The sequence below is a fragment of the Neobacillus cucumis genome (genome assembly GCF_016908975.1).
Classification (GTDB): Bacteria; Bacillota; Bacilli; order Bacillales; family Cytobacillaceae; genus Neobacillus; species Neobacillus cucumis.
The window spans coordinates 95,590-109,562 of record NZ_JAFBEX010000002.1 but is presented as its reverse complement, the minus strand read 5'-3'; the positions used below and the strand labels follow the sequence as shown (position 1 = coordinate 109,562).

Below are 13,973 nucleotides of genomic sequence, written 5' to 3'. Positions count from 1 at the left end.
ACGTCTAACTTCAATATATAAGGTTTTAATTGTTAAGCTGTGCGTGTTTCCTTTTCTGTATTTGCTTTAAAAAATCGTTTCATCATTGGAGGAGTAACAATAGTTGTAACAAGTACAACTATAACGATCACAGCGAACATGTTTTGACTTAAAAGGTTTGAATCTAACCCAATAGCAGCAATAATTAATGCTACTTCACCACGGGAAACCATCGCCGAACCAATCCCTAATGAGCTATTCCAGCCAAATCCAGCCGCTTTAGCTCCAACGGCGGTACCTATTAACTTTGTTGAAATCGCTAAGATGCTAAGGATAATAATCAGACCTATATTTTCAGTAATTCCTTTAAAGTGTGCTGTGATTCCAATCGAGGTAAAAAATACAGGAACGAAGATGGAATAACTTATTGTTTCAACTTTCTCAAAAACTTCATGTTTGAAATTCGTTAAACTAATGGCGACACCAGCAATATAAGCACCAATTATTGCTGCAACGCCTGTATATTCCGCTAAGTAAGCATAGACAAAACAAATAATAAGCGCAGACGAAATTACTGTTTCTGTTACTTTTAACGTTGAGAACTTTTGCAAAAACCAAGGAACGACCTTCCAGCCAACAAAAATGGCACCTACAAAGAATACAACCTTTTTTAAAATAACAGCCGTTAAGTTAACATCCCCTCCTGCAAAACTCATTAAGAAGGCCAACGCAATGATGACCACAACATCATCGATTACAGCAGCTCCTAAGATTGTCGCTCCTTCAGGTGTTTTTAATCGATTCATCTCTTTCAGTGCTTGAACGGATATACTTACGCTTGTTGCAGAAAGCAAGAGCCCTAGAAACCAAGCTTCCATCGTCGTTAAATTTAAAATAATTCCAGCAAAATAACCTAAAACAAGTGGGGCAATAATCCCCCCAAAGCCTACATAAGTGGAGGCTTTGCCAGTTCGTTTAAACTCATCTAGATCTGTTTCCAATCCCGCCATAAACATTAATAAAATAACACCTATTTGACTGAATTCCGTTAATGTTTCGGTCTCAGTTACTAACCCTAATACGGATGGACCGAGCACAATCCCAATTAGGAGTTTGCCAAGAACGGAGGGCTGCCCTAACCTCACACTGATGCTGCCAGCTATTTTGGATGCAATTAATATAATCGCTAATTGTAGAATTAACACTTCCATTACCACCTTTCGTTATTATCGTTTGTTATAAATAATAAAAATACAAAAAGAGCCTGTTACCAAAGGACATAATAATCCCTTGGTGACAGGCTCCTCCAAGTACACTCTGTATTCTATTTTTCATATTATAACATATTTCTGGGATAAAAGGGCGTTACATTTTACTTACTTAAATAAAGCTTAATAAGTTGTAAGGATTTGCCTCTTACTACGATGATAATTTTGCCTTTCATAATCATGCACTACTTATCTGCCTAGATGGTGCTGTGATGTCATTTGGACATGAGCATAGATTATGAATACTCTGCTCCTTTTTTGTAATGGTCTGTCTCCTTTCATGCATAAAGATGTAAAAAGGGGGATTTTTCATGAAAATTTATTTCTCTGCAAACAAGCTAATTAGATATGCGGTAGCCTATGTGTTTATTACCTCTGCCCTTATGAAATTCTTGAATAGCGAAATGGCGAATCATTTTCTTCATTTAGGACTACCCTATCCTCAACTAATGTTAAAGCTAGTCATTTTCCTAGAAATGGGTTGCGGAGTATTAATATTAATCAATAAATCTGTTAAAAATGCCGTAATCCCTTTAATTGGCATCATGTTTGTCGCCATCCTTTTAACAAAGGTCCCCTTACTGCACACTGGCTTCCTCTCATTCGCTTTTCAATCACGATTGGACATTGTGATGTTCATTTTACTTGTTTATTTATATCAGCACTCTCCTAGGTAATCCTTACCTGTGCTAAAATAATCCTATCGACTATGATTTGGTGAGTGAACACGTATGAATGTAAAAGAAAAAGTAAAGTCTCTACCGTTAACTCCAGGCGTTTATCTAATGAAGGACTCTTATGGGCATGTGATTTATGTTGGAAAAGCCAAAAGTTTAAAGAAGCGGGTCCAGTCCTATTTTCAACATTCCAAAGCCCATCCGCAAAAAATAATAAAGATGGTTTCTAACCTTACCGATTTTGATTATCTTTTAACTGACACGGAATTCGAAGCCTTTTTGCTCGAATGTAAATTAATTAAGGAATTAAAGCCTCATTTTAATAAAAAAATGAAAAGTCCTCAACGCTACGCTTATCTCGTGGTAAAAACGACTGAAGGCAAGCGTTTTTTGGAAATGTCCCACTCGTTTGTGGAGAATGACGGAAACCTCTATTTTGGACCTTATTTTAACAAGTACACTGTTGAAAAAGCCATCAATGGAATAAAGGAAGCTTTTAAAATAAGCTGCCGCAACCCATCCATGAAAAATGGTCCGTGTTTAAATTATTCTTTAGGATTATGTATCGGAATGTGTCTGGGTGGTTCCGCACTAGAAGAATACAATCGAATCTTGAACAAGATTCTTGCGTTGCTGAATGGGACGGACACAGAAATACTTGAGGAAATCAAACAGAAAATGACAGCTGCATCAGAACAATTTCAGTTTGAAGTGGCGGCAAAGTATCGGAACATCCTTGATTCGATAAATGCCTTTCTTTATAAAGAGCAGGTCATCGAGTTTACCGAAGAAAATCAAAATATTATCGTCGTTGAATCCATAAATGAATATACGTTTAAACTTTTTCTGATTAAGGGGAACAAACTTTTATATCGAGAAAAAATAAATAACGGACAAGAACTTGGGACCATTAAAAGTAATCTATTAACTTATTTAAAACAAGGTCCTCTCAACACTCGAATTGTAGTCAGTAAAGAGGAACTTGATGAGGCGCAAATTATCTATAGTTATTTGAAGAGTGGCAATTGCCATTATCGTATTATAGAGGATGAAATGCTTGAGACGGGGGATGAATCAATTATAGATGATGTTCTTGAAGGATTGCTAAAAGAAAAAGTAAATATTTATTAGAAAAGAATCAAAAAGATCGTGAAGTATCATGATCTTTTTTCTTTGCAAATGGTGATAATTATCTCACGGTAAATAAAAAAACTGAAAGATTCTAACAGAATCTTCAGTTTTAATTTTGTTATGAAAAATTTTGCTTATTTCTCCCCAGATACTTCCTTAACTTGATAATTTGTGTCAAGGATGAACGTGTTTCCTTGTGAAGATTCGATCGTTTGAATGAGTCTAAGTTTTACCAATTCCGGATTTTTCTCCATCATTTTAGCTGCATTTGCAAGGCTTCTTAAAGTCGCCATTTCTCCTCTAGCTTTTTCTAAGGAGTTAAGAGCTTCTTTTCTGACTTTAATGGCATCTGTAAATACCTTTTTCATTTCAGCAGATAGCATGATATCTTTTAAATCAACAGAATGAATCGACAATCCGGTTAAAGATTGGTCTTCCAATAATAAATTTTTTACTCGATCAGATAAATTTTTTCGATTGATCAAAATCTCATCTATTTCTAAGGTGGAAATGACTTCCCTTAATTTGAACAGAATGGTCATGGAAATCTTCAAAACGTATTCCTAATTTTTAGTTGTAAGAAGAAGAGTTCTAATTACTTAGAAAATATTGATGCAACAACAAAACCAATGATGATTACCAGTATGATAACGCCAATACCTTTCCACCCTAGACTACCTGCTAAATCAGCAAGATTTCCACTTCCAGCCCTATTAAATGCATCATTCATATTTCCCATTGGATTTCTTCTTAATTCCTCTTGTCTAAGTCTCTCTCTAGCTCTTTCAGGAGTTTCTTTGTCTCTGCTCATTTCAGCTCCTCCTAATTCTGTATTTTTAATCGTTTATTTCCTGTTTGAATATTATTATATTTATGACTATAATAGGATATTTTTACATACTTTGGTAGTTTAATAAAGTAGCATTTTGGCCTTTACCTCTGTAATTCCCTAGTCACTTCATCGGCAGCTTGCTGCACTTGTTTTATCAATTTGGGAATCGTACGCTCGTTGATTCTACTGGCAGGACCTGCGATACTAACAGATGCTTTGACTTTGCTCCTGCTCATAATAACTGGAGCAGCTATTGAAACAACCCCTTTATGTAGTTCTTCCCTGCTCACTGCAAATCCTTTTATTCGGATTGTATCCAGTAAATCCTTTAACCTCCTTGGATCAGTTATCGTTTTCGCTGTATAGGATGCTAATCCCCTCTCCAACACCTGCTCAATTATCGCATGTTCTTGATAAGCTAACAAAACTTGTCCTGTACTCGTGCAATGGAGCGGATTTTTCCTCCCCGCATGCGACAATAAATCAACGGGATTCGCACTTTCAATTTTAAGGAGATACAATGCATGATGTTCTTGGAAAATCGCAATATGTGCGGTTTCACCTGTCTTTTCTGCTAGCTTTTCAATAATATCCATCGACAAATGACAAATTTGTTCCTTTTTTATGAGGGTATGGCCCAAAGCCAAAACCGATGCCGCCAGGCGGTAGGATTTAGCAGATGAATCTCTGACAATGAATCCTTCGACCATTAATGTATGAACCAACCGAAAGGCCGTACTTTGCCCAATTTCTAATCGACTAGCAATCTCTTCTAATTGTAATTCCGGTTCCTCAATAGAAAATAGATTAAACAGACGAAGAGCATTTCTAAGGGACGAATACTGATAACTATTCATTGCAGGATATCTCAATCTAGGGTCCACTCCTTGTCTGGAATAAAGCCCAATTTCATCGATATTTCATTGGCCGCCCCGATGATCCTTTCTGTAAAACCATTTATTTTAGTATGATGAATTCGCTCCCTTGTTCCGACAACGCTTACCGCCGCTACGACCTCACTCGTGTAGTCCCTTACTGGAGCAGCGATGCTCACCACATTCTCATGCATTTCATCAATACAGATTGAAAACCCCTGTTGTTTTATTTGGCTTAATTGACCTTTTAACTGCTCGGGGGAGGTTATGCTGTTTGGACCCATACGTGGAAGTCCTTCCGCCATTATGCTTTCGATTTTATCGTTTGGCTTGAACGCTAATAATACTTTACCAGCACTCGTACAAGTAACCGGGTTCTTTTTTCCAATTGAAGATAATAGTGATACAGGATCAGCACATTCGATTTTATGAACATAGGTTATTTCTTTTCCTTCTAAAATAGCAATATGAGCCGATTCCTCTAAATCGGAAACTAGCTTTTTTAATATGTCTTTTGATTCACGGTGGATTTCTAAGTGGGAAGTGATCACGCCACTAATCGACAGGAGGGAAAATCCAAGACTATATTTATGTCCTTCTTTTTGTAAAAAACCCTCTACCAATAAATCAGCGATTAGTCGGCTCACAGTGCTTTTATGTATTTGCAGGGCATTAGCTATTTCGGTTATACCCCATACTGGTTTTTCAATCGTGAAAAGTTGTAGGATTTGCAGTCCGTGTTGGACCGATTGTAAAACAGGCGTTTTTTTATTGGCTGGAATGATAATAATCACCTCAAAAAAATTCAGTTGTTCCGTATAAAAGAAGTTGAAACTATAATTCAGAATATTTTAATTATATTATAGATTTACCAAAATATAAAACGCTTTCAATTAAAGGAGCTGAAAAGATTTGAAAACACAAGTAGGAATTATCGGAGCAGGTCCTGCGGGACTAATCCTTGCACAACTTCTTCATCTACAAGGCATTGATTCTGTTATTTTAGAACGAAAATCAAGAAATAATATCGAAGGAACCGTAAAGGCCGGTATCTTAGAACAAACAACAATTGATATTTTAAGAGAAATAGGTGTCGGCGATCGGATGGATCGTGAAGGTCATTTTCATAATGGCAACTACTTTCAATTTAATGGGCAAAGACGCCATATTGATTTAATAAAATATTCTGGCGGCAAGCAGGTCGTGGTCTATCCTCAGCATGAGGTCATTATCGACCTGGTCAATGCCCGCTATGAAAATGGCAAAGACATCATCTTTGATGTGGAAGATGTCACTCTACATGATATCGATAGCAAACAGCCAAAAATCCGCTACCGTAAAAACGGATTGGACGAGGAATTGGTTTGTGATTTTATCGCAGGCTGTGATGGCTATCATGGACCAAGCCGCCACGCAATTCCTGAGCAAAACCGAAAAGAACATGTACACTTTTATCAATTTGGCTGGTTAGGGATTCTCTCCGATTCCGCACCTGCTGCAGATGAATTAATTTATGCAAATCATGATCAAGGCTTTGCCCTGCTTAGCACTCGGACGCCTATCCTGCAGCGTCACTATCTTCAAGTAGACCCATTTGATGGTATTGCCAACTGGTCTGATGATCGAATTTGGTCGGAATTAACGGCACGGACCAAAACAAATGATGGCTGGCAGGTTCCAGATGGACCGATTAACTCAAAAGGAATTTTTCAAATGCGCAGTTTTGTTTGTGAGACGATGCAATATGGCCGCCTCTTTATTGCGGGTGATGCAGCACATACTGTTCCGCCTACTGGTGCCAAAGGACTTAATCTGGCTGCCACCGATGTAAAAGTCATGGCTTGTGGAATTATGGAGTTTTATGAACAAGGCATTACGGATATTTTGGATCGTTATTCGGAAATATGTCTTCGTCGTGTTTGGGGCGCAGAGCGGTTCTCCTATTTCATGACAAAACTTCTTCATATGAACCCGCACCTTGATTCCTTCGAGCGTGGGGTCCAGCTAGCAGAGCTCGATTACTTTACTTCATCTGAAGCAGGGTTAAAAATGATTGCTGAAAATTATGTCGGACTGCCAATCCAATGGGAGAAAGCTGGAGACCTGAAGACTTTATTAAAATAGAAAATTGCACTTTTCAATGCAATCCTACCAATTAAAAAACAGGAATTTGACTTAAATGGTCAAATTCCTTTTAACATTCGTGAAAAAAAATAAGAAATAACTCAAATAAGCTTATATGTTAAGGATGTTCTTCGAGGTATTTTGGATAATGTTGGTAAAAAAGACAATATTGCTTAAAAATGAGCCAATAATGTGTAAAAATAGTCCAATCCTATCCAATAATGAGCCAATCTCATCTAAAAATCAGCCGATCCCTTTAAAATTTCAGCTAATACACTAAATATTGCTCCCAAACCGCCAAAAATAATGATCCAATTAAGGCGTTTGTTCCATTTCTTTGCTAATTCTCGGGTCAGTTCTTGGTTCTTGTCAACCTTTTTTACTTCAATCCTTAAACGTAATAATTGTCCAATTGTTCCGAGGAAACAAATTACAGCTAGTAACCCTGAAACTTTGCTCCATTCCATTGAACTTACACCCTATTTCCAAAAGTAAAATTCTTCAATTTAAGATCTAACAATAAACAAAATTCTTTGCGAATTATCAATACTCCCGCCTGATATCCTTAATAAGCGACTGAACCAAGCCTTCTTGGTAACCGGCTTTTTTTCTTTCCATTAAAGCATTTGCAACCTCTACTAATTCGCTTGAAGTAATGGTTTGCATTTTCGAGAGTCTGCTTGAAATATCTTCGTCCGATATCGATTCTAAATAGGAGGCTGTATCCATTCTCCAAAAAATCACTTGGTTTGGGAAACGGTCTTTTAGTCGTTGAGCCATTGTGATTCCTTCAGGGTCTAAGTCTCCTGAATAATACAAAACACAGCCCGATTCCACTAAGTAATTCAATAGAACCCAGCTTGCTGCCCGGAATTGTCCATGTGTGCAGATGATGGGAGCTCCGGGTACCTCGTCTACAATTGTCGAACAAACACTTGAATTTTCAACAATCCATACCTTATTCCCTTTGACCGGCCAGACTTCTTTCAGCTTTAATAATTCTTTAATCGGCACATTTAAAACCGTCTCGGTCTCCGCTGCCCCTACCCAGACAGGGTGAGTCCCCATTTCCCCTTTGGCAAAGAAACCACGGCAGGAAACAAAGCTCCATAAATCATCTCGCATCAGCCCATAGCTACTCAATAATTCATTAAGCTCTTCGGTTGCTGTTGGCACCCCTGCTTCACGAAGTCCTTTTAACTGTTGATCTACGTACATACAGTAAATCAATAATTTTCCTGCTAGACTACCATTATCAAAATAATGAGGATTTCCCGTTGTTTTCTGGGCAAATAATGGCAGTCTTTCAAATTTACCAGTTACGGAAGGCGTTTCTTGAAATGCCTTGAAGACCATGATGACTTTTTCAAAAAAATCGAGAGGATTTTGTTTATAAAGCGACCAGATCCATCTAGCTTCCGGCGGCTTGGACTCAATCCAGTCCCACCACCAGCTACCTTCCGGATACTCCAACCTTAGCTGTTGAAAATAATTCTGATCCTTTTGTTTTTCTAAATGATTTTCTTCCTGTTTTGTTACGATGGTTTCTTCGAGTACCTCTTCCAATAACTGCAAAAGTGAATAACCAGAAAAAACGGTCTGTGTTAATTCCTGTTCAAAGTCCAGTAAAGAAATCTTGCCTTTTTCAAGCAGCCGATCTGCCGACTGGCCTAAAAAACCAGCGATGGATTCCATTTCTTTCTTTGTAAAGCTGCGAGTACTGACCGTTCCACCGATTCTGCCGAGAGACCGATATTTATCCTTAAATAGCTTAAAAAGCTTATGGAATCCCGCTTCCTCACGCAGAATTTGCACGCTTCTATTCATGGTTTACCAGCTCCATTGCAGGATCATCTAATACCAAGGACCGCTGTTTCCCATCCCATTGGTAGCGGATTATTGTCACGAAGTCCGCATTTTTTGGGCGGACTAGCTCACAAATCGGCAGACTGGAGATGGTATCATAGTCACCCCATAATGCCTGAGAGTTCATAATATAGTTAAAGCCGAGCTGTTCGACCACTTCAAACATATCGCGAATATTATTTTCATCGACACCGGCAAAGGCTTCATCAAGTGAGATAATATAGGGAGCTATATCGCCTGCTTCTTTGTAGCGGGAATAGGCCGCTGTAAATAACGGAATATACATCGCCATAGCTTTCTCACCGCCACTGAATTTAAAAAAGGCATTGTTGGTCAATTCTCGTTTTGGTTCGTTCACCCTTTTGTAGGACAGGACAAATGTAAACCATTTCCGATAATCGAGAACTTCTTTTAACACTTGGTGGAGTGTTGAACCTTCATTTCTAAGCTGAATCAATTCCTTGGCCTTCGCAATTCTCGATTGAAAGTGTTTGGTAATTCGCTGTAAATCTTCCTCGTTTAAAAATTTACTATTTCTTTGCAGCAGTTTCACAAGATCTTCTGTATCCAACTCCTGCTCGGATTCTGCGGTTAATGGCTTCCAGGCAATAGAGAATGTTAGTCCGGATGAATTATCGCGGCTTTTCATAATTTTATCCATTTCGTGGACCCATTTCTCAGCCCGCTGGATCCGGTTTCGTAGAATAACTCCGACAGTATTGACAATGATATCTTCATACAATTGGCGGTCTTGTTCATCCAGCCACCCTTTTTGGTCCTCTACTTCTTTTGTTAAGGAATGAAACACAAAGTATGGGCTGACCCGCTGTCCTTTATATTCCATTTGTATGATTCGTCGACCTTTTAGCTGGTTCCATTCATTCAAGATGGGTTCATAATACTCACCCCAATTTTGAGAAAACCACTCAGGACGCTCCCATTCTTCGGTGTATTCAAACATCCGATATTCAGTTAGGAAGACTTGCTCATTGATGAAAGCCTTAGTTAATTGTTCATTTAACTTAGAGCGGTCATATTTTCCTAATATCGGTGCCAACTCTTTTACAATCCACTCAGGATTGACGTCTTCGAGTTCGATAAACCTTTTTGTCCATTCTGATTTGACCATTTCTTCCCACTCATCTGCCATATGAGACCAGAATTCAGCGTTAGTTTTGGCAGCAGCTAACTCTTTTTGACAAGAATTATGGGCTGTTTCCTTTTTGGGGATTAATTCAAGCAATTGAGAGAATCCATCCTCTGCTTCTCTAAGGGATTGCTGCACCCGCTGAATTTGCCAGCGGATTTCATCGATGCCTTTTAATTTCAATTGCTGCTCGATCGACTCAACTTCAACTTTTTCTTTTCGTAAAAGGGAAGCCTTGACGTTTTGGTCACCCTTGATTTCGTCTAATTCCAGTTCCATTTCAGAAACTCGATCGGTTAACTGGAGGATTGTCTTCTTGGCAAACTTACTTTTTTGAAAAAATTCACGCAGGTTAAACAGTTCGGTTCGGTAATGTTTGGTCATCTCTAATGCTTGAATTAAAACGTCTTGTGTTAGGGAAAGATTGAGCTGACTTCCCAGTTGATGCAGTTTCAGTTTCACCGTTAGAAGCTTGCTGTGAACTATTTTCCACTGTTCATCCAGCTGTTGGTGAACATTTTTCTTTTCCTCTAATTGATGCCCCAATTTCTCCATTTGCTCGTTCACATCACTAAGGACTTTGTCTGTAGGGATTGATTGTTTCCATTCGTCGGCCTGACGGATCTCTTCTTCAAATAACTGCTGCTGATTCAGTATCTGCCTTAACTCGTTTTGAAGCTGTTCTAGCAGCCGTTCAACTTCCTGAATTTTCTCTTGCTGATATCGTTTGCGGGACGAGCGTCCGATAAATTTTGATGGTCCCTCATTCGGTGCATGTCCGATTATACAGCCAAGAGAGTAGGTTCCATCCACGTCCACATGGAAAGCAGATCCATCTTGTTCTAGTGAGATGCTCCTTAACACATCATCCACTTTGGTACTGGCAATCGGACAGTCGTCTTCTAAATCCGGACGCAGATAATCTGCGAGCGTATAGCCAAGCAATTGCGGTTCAGGGCGGATGATACGGTCATGGATTGGATGAATGTCTTCTCCCGTGATTAAACTATCAAGGATTCCCGTTTGTTTTAAAGCAGACTCAATCCGTTCTTTCTGTTCGTCTGTAACATGATCCTGAAATTCTACCGCTGCATAAAACGGAATAAACGTCTGCCCATCGCTTTGCAGCTGCTCACGGAAAATATCGGTATCACGCGCCCGTTCTGGATTAGGCATTTTTAATGTTTTCCAATAGTGAAGATCATCTTTTGCAGTTACAATTTCAATATTTTTATCATCGATTGACTTCTCGAGCAGATGTTTCTCGGCCAGCAAGTTTGCATGATAATCATTGAGCACCGCAAATAGTTGTTCACGGACCTGTTCGTAACGATTGTCTTCATACAATCCTTCCATTAAACGGGCAATCGTCTGCATCCTTTCGGTTGAAAAAACAAGCTTCGGATGTTCGTCCATCCAGACAAATAGTTGCTGTTCCAGCTTTTGCTTTTCCTCGGTAAACCACTCTGCCAAGTGGTCTAAATTTTTGCGAAGCTCATCAATTTCCTTCTTTTTCTCAGAGGATTGCCGCTGCAAACGGTTATGATCTTCAAATAGGCGCACTTCCTCATCAGCCAACTGTTTCAACGAGCTGAGCAATTGTTCATGATGGTTAATTTCTTGAATCCAGACCGAAAAATCAAACTCTTCCGACTGATGCCGTTCCAAATCATCGGCATTTACTTCATGCTGAGTAAAAGCAGATTCCTCCGCATCATAGGCTAGCTCATCGAGAACTTCATCGATCCGTTTATTTAGATGTGTTAACTCTGTTCTTGCCTGTTCTCGGTCCTGCCAGATTCGTTGATATTGATTGTTCTTGTTGTCCCACTTAGTTTCAAGGTTGTCGATATCACGCTTTAAGGTCTGAATATTTTCCAGCTTTTTTTGCCTTTCTTCTTCTAAGTTCCAGACCTCATGTCGCTCAAGCCGCTTCTTTTCCGCCTCAGCCACTTCTTTTTGCTGAGAAAAGGTTTGCCTTTTCTCTTGGAGTTGATTGATTTCTTGACTGAGCTGCTGGTTCTGATTCGATAATTCGGCAGCTTGCTGCTCAGCTTCTCCACGCTTTGTAAGGGCATTTTGCCATTTGGCCGCTCGTTCTGCTAATATAAATTGATTGTAGGTATGGTATTGGTTGAGTAACCTACTGATAGATTCATATTCTCTTTCTAGCTGCTCAAGCTGCTGCTGTGTTTGGTCCATATTTTCAATCGTATCAGATAAATGTCTTAATTCATCATCTGTCAAAGGAGGCAGTGCCGATTCTAAAATTTCATAAATGACCGTCGGTTTGAAATCTTTAGATAACTTTGGACTGCGCAGCTGAATTAACAGCTTAATTAAATCCTCGTAAGCGTCAATCGATTGAAAGCCGAATATATATTTGTTGACTAATTCCATGTATTCCCGCTGGGTGTGGACGACATAACCTCCTGCACCAATCCGATTCTCCAGCTCTTTTGCCGAAAAAGGAACACGGTCTCCTAAATGGGTTTGGGAAAGTTGAAAATCGTACCCAATCCTGCGGTTATCGGTAATGACAAAATACCATGATTTTATGCCTTTATGTCGTTTGGCCTGCATGCCAATCCCTGTTGTAATATACCGTTCCAACCCAGCTTGTTTATATTCAATAAATAGATAGCCGGTCCGCTCATCCCGGTCGACCACTTCTTTTTCACCTAATAGATAATCTTCCATCCTTCTAGCCTTTGAGCCAAACGGATCGAGACGGTCAGGCGTTTTCTTGCCATCAAGCAATACCGGTAAAAAGCTTTGCATCGTCACGGATTTTCCCGAACCATTGGTCCCCCTGAGCAAAAGCTTTCCATCGGAAAACTCAAACGTTTCGTCATCGTAATACCAAAAATTTAATAAACCTGCCCGGTGCATGACCCATTTTGTCTCTGTCATTGTTCCGCCTCTCCCTTCACAAAATCAACTGGATACTCGCCAGTCAAAACTCCTAGTAACGACTTAAACCGGATGAGCGAGGTTTCCTCCTCCACTTCAACCATCATCCATTCCTTCATCGCCGCCAGTATCTCTGAACGGACTCCGCTTGTACTATTTTCTCGAAAATATTTCGACCAGCCGGTCGCTTTTGCTTGACGTAATTCATCGATAACCTGTTCGAACTCTCCTTCAGTCATCAAAATCTCGCCATTTTCGTTCGCTTTAAAACGGTCGGGCTGTGTATGAATGAACTTGGATACTTGTAAAACAATGTCTGTTGATGCCTTCGTATTAGGAAATACCTGATGATACTGCCTCGGTGCTGCGATTGATAAAAACGCCGTATTTTTATAGACATGAAGTTTATAATCACTATGTTTCTCAATATCTTCCGCTAACCGATTTCGAAAGTTTCGGATATAAAGAAAATCTGGGTCCTGCAGGTCTTTCCGTTCTAGTCCAGGTGAAAAAAACAGCTTGCGATATACCCTCTTCCTGCGCTCATCCTCTTGATTTAATTTCCAGTCCTCTCTGACTAACTCTTCCCAATTTTGAAAGCTGGAGAAATCATCAGGATAGGTTCGCATAAAATAACGGCTGTATATTGTAGCTTCGTATAAAACCTCTTGATCCTCATTATAATCGAAACGTCCAATATCACCATCAATGGTTCGAATCAGTTGAAAATCCATCAGCACTTTAACCGCTCTAATCAACGCTCTTCGGTGCGTATATAGCGTCCAATCTAATGGAAACTCCCCTGGATAATCGGTTTGGATGTCTTGGCATAGCTCTGATAACAGAAATTGTTCGTCAACTGCTTTACCCTCTATAAAGGAAAGAGCACAACAAAAGATCCCATAATCAATTGGTTCTTGGAAAACCCGGATTCCCATCCATACCTCAGGTTCAACGGGGATTTTTTCTAGTTTAATAAAATGCTGATGAACAATCAGTCGTAGCCCGAACTTTTCATTTATATAGCGGCGAAGCACCTTTTCCCTCTCGCGAATCAGATGATACCATTCTGGCTGGTCGGCCCGTAAGATCCAATAGTGATGGAACAATAAGTCAAGACCTTGCATCGCCTTTTCATCAAAGATTTGAGTTTCTTCCAAT

General features: G+C 39.5%; 12 protein-coding genes. 3 read left to right on the top strand and 9 right to left on the bottom strand.

Annotation, left to right across the window (positions count from 1 at the left end; translation table 11 throughout):
* Positions 1 to 32: 32 nt before the first annotated feature.
* Entirely contained in the window at positions 33 to 1,184 is a 1,152-nt protein-coding gene (locus tag JOC76_RS02655; protein ID WP_205175873.1) for a cation:proton antiporter, read from the bottom strand.
* A 374-nt stretch (positions 1,185 to 1,558) separates the two neighbouring features.
* Between JOC76_RS02655 and JOC76_RS02650 the strand changes: the two genes are divergently transcribed.
* Both JOC76_RS02650 and JOC76_RS02645 read left to right on the top strand, forming a co-directional pair.
* Positions 1,559 to 1,924, top strand: coding sequence for a DoxX family protein (locus JOC76_RS02650; RefSeq protein ID WP_205175872.1), 366 nt, complete (start codon positions 1,559 to 1,561; stop codon positions 1,922 to 1,924).
* Positions 1,925 to 1,978: 54 nt separating this feature from the next.
* Positions 1,979 to 3,055 (top strand): GIY-YIG nuclease family protein, encoded by a 1,077-nt coding sequence (locus JOC76_RS02645; protein ID WP_205175871.1) that lies wholly within the window; start codon positions 1,979 to 1,981, stop codon positions 3,053 to 3,055.
* Positions 3,056 to 3,189: 134 nt separating this feature from the next.
* Here the strand turns inward: JOC76_RS02645 and JOC76_RS02640 are convergent, their stop codons facing one another.
* The 4 genes from JOC76_RS02640 to JOC76_RS02625 all read right to left on the bottom strand — a co-directional run bounded on the left by JOC76_RS02640 (position 3,190) and on the right by JOC76_RS02625 (position 5,556).
* Entirely contained in the window at positions 3,190 to 3,609 is a 420-nt protein-coding gene (locus JOC76_RS02640) for an SPFH domain-containing protein (protein ID WP_205175869.1), read from the bottom strand.
* Positions 3,610 to 3,650: 41 nt separating this feature from the next.
* A complete protein-coding gene (locus JOC76_RS02635) occupies positions 3,651 to 3,866 on the bottom strand; it encodes a DUF6366 family protein (protein ID WP_205175868.1) in 216 nt (71 codons plus the stop codon).
* Between the two features lie 122 nt (positions 3,867 to 3,988).
* Positions 3,989 to 4,744, bottom strand: coding sequence for an IclR family transcriptional regulator (locus JOC76_RS02630; protein ID WP_239557506.1), 756 nt, complete (start codon positions 4,742 to 4,744; stop codon positions 3,989 to 3,991).
* An 11-nt stretch (positions 4,745 to 4,755) separates the two neighbouring features.
* Entirely contained in the window at positions 4,756 to 5,556 is an 801-nt protein-coding gene (locus tag JOC76_RS02625; RefSeq protein ID WP_307784679.1) for an IclR family transcriptional regulator, read from the bottom strand.
* A 118-nt stretch (positions 5,557 to 5,674) separates the two neighbouring features.
* Between JOC76_RS02625 and JOC76_RS02620 the strand changes: the two genes are divergently transcribed.
* A complete protein-coding gene (locus JOC76_RS02620; protein WP_205175866.1) occupies positions 5,675 to 6,886 on the top strand; it encodes a 4-hydroxybenzoate 3-monooxygenase in 1,212 nt (403 codons plus the stop codon).
* Positions 6,887 to 7,122: 236 nt separating this feature from the next.
* Here the strand turns inward: JOC76_RS02620 and JOC76_RS02615 are convergent, their stop codons facing one another.
* From JOC76_RS02615 to JOC76_RS02600, 4 genes are all read right to left on the bottom strand, one after another.
* Complete coding sequence (locus tag JOC76_RS02615) at positions 7,123 to 7,353, bottom strand: hypothetical protein (protein WP_205175865.1); 231 nt, start codon at positions 7,351 to 7,353, stop codon at positions 7,123 to 7,125.
* 76 nt (positions 7,354 to 7,429) lie between these two features.
* Positions 7,430 to 8,713: a TIGR02679 family protein gene (locus tag JOC76_RS02610; RefSeq protein ID WP_205175864.1), complete on the bottom strand. Its 1,284-nt coding sequence runs from the start codon at positions 8,711 to 8,713 to the stop codon at positions 7,430 to 7,432.
* Entirely contained in the window at positions 8,706 to 12,812 is a 4,107-nt protein-coding gene (locus JOC76_RS02605; protein ID WP_205175863.1) for a TIGR02680 family protein, read from the bottom strand. Before JOC76_RS02605 ends, JOC76_RS02610 begins: the two co-directional genes overlap by 8 nt.
* Positions 12,809 to 13,972 carry a TIGR02678 family protein gene (locus JOC76_RS02600; RefSeq protein WP_205175861.1) on the bottom strand — a complete coding sequence of 388 codons (1,164 nt, stop codon included), beginning with the start codon at positions 13,970 to 13,972 and terminating at the stop codon, positions 12,809 to 12,811. The genes JOC76_RS02605 and JOC76_RS02600 overlap by 4 nt, the downstream gene beginning before the upstream one ends.
* Position 13,973: the final 1 nt, after the last annotated feature.

Bases quoted from the DNA above. Each gene is read 5' to 3' on its own strand.
- JOC76_RS02605 (WP_205175863.1), bottom strand. From the start codon at position 12,812: ATGACAGAGACAAAATGGGTCATGCACCGGGCAGGTTTATTAAATTTT.
- JOC76_RS02650 (WP_205175872.1), top strand. From the start codon at position 1,559: ATGAAAATTTATTTCTCTGCAAACAAGCTAATTAGATATGCGGTAGCC.
- JOC76_RS02630 (WP_239557506.1), bottom strand. From the start codon at position 4,744: ATGAATAGTTATCAGTATTCGTCCCTTAGAAATGCTCTTCGTCTGTTT.
- JOC76_RS02645 (WP_205175871.1), top strand. From the start codon at position 1,979: ATGAATGTAAAAGAAAAAGTAAAGTCTCTACCGTTAACTCCAGGCGTT.
- JOC76_RS02610 (WP_205175864.1), bottom strand. From the start codon at position 8,713: ATGAATAGAAGCGTGCAAATTCTGCGTGAGGAAGCGGGATTCCATAAG.
- JOC76_RS02635 (WP_205175868.1), bottom strand. From the start codon at position 3,866: ATGAGCAGAGACAAAGAAACTCCTGAAAGAGCTAGAGAGAGACTTAGA.
- JOC76_RS02615 (WP_205175865.1), bottom strand. From the start codon at position 7,353: ATGGAATGGAGCAAAGTTTCAGGGTTACTAGCTGTAATTTGTTTCCTC.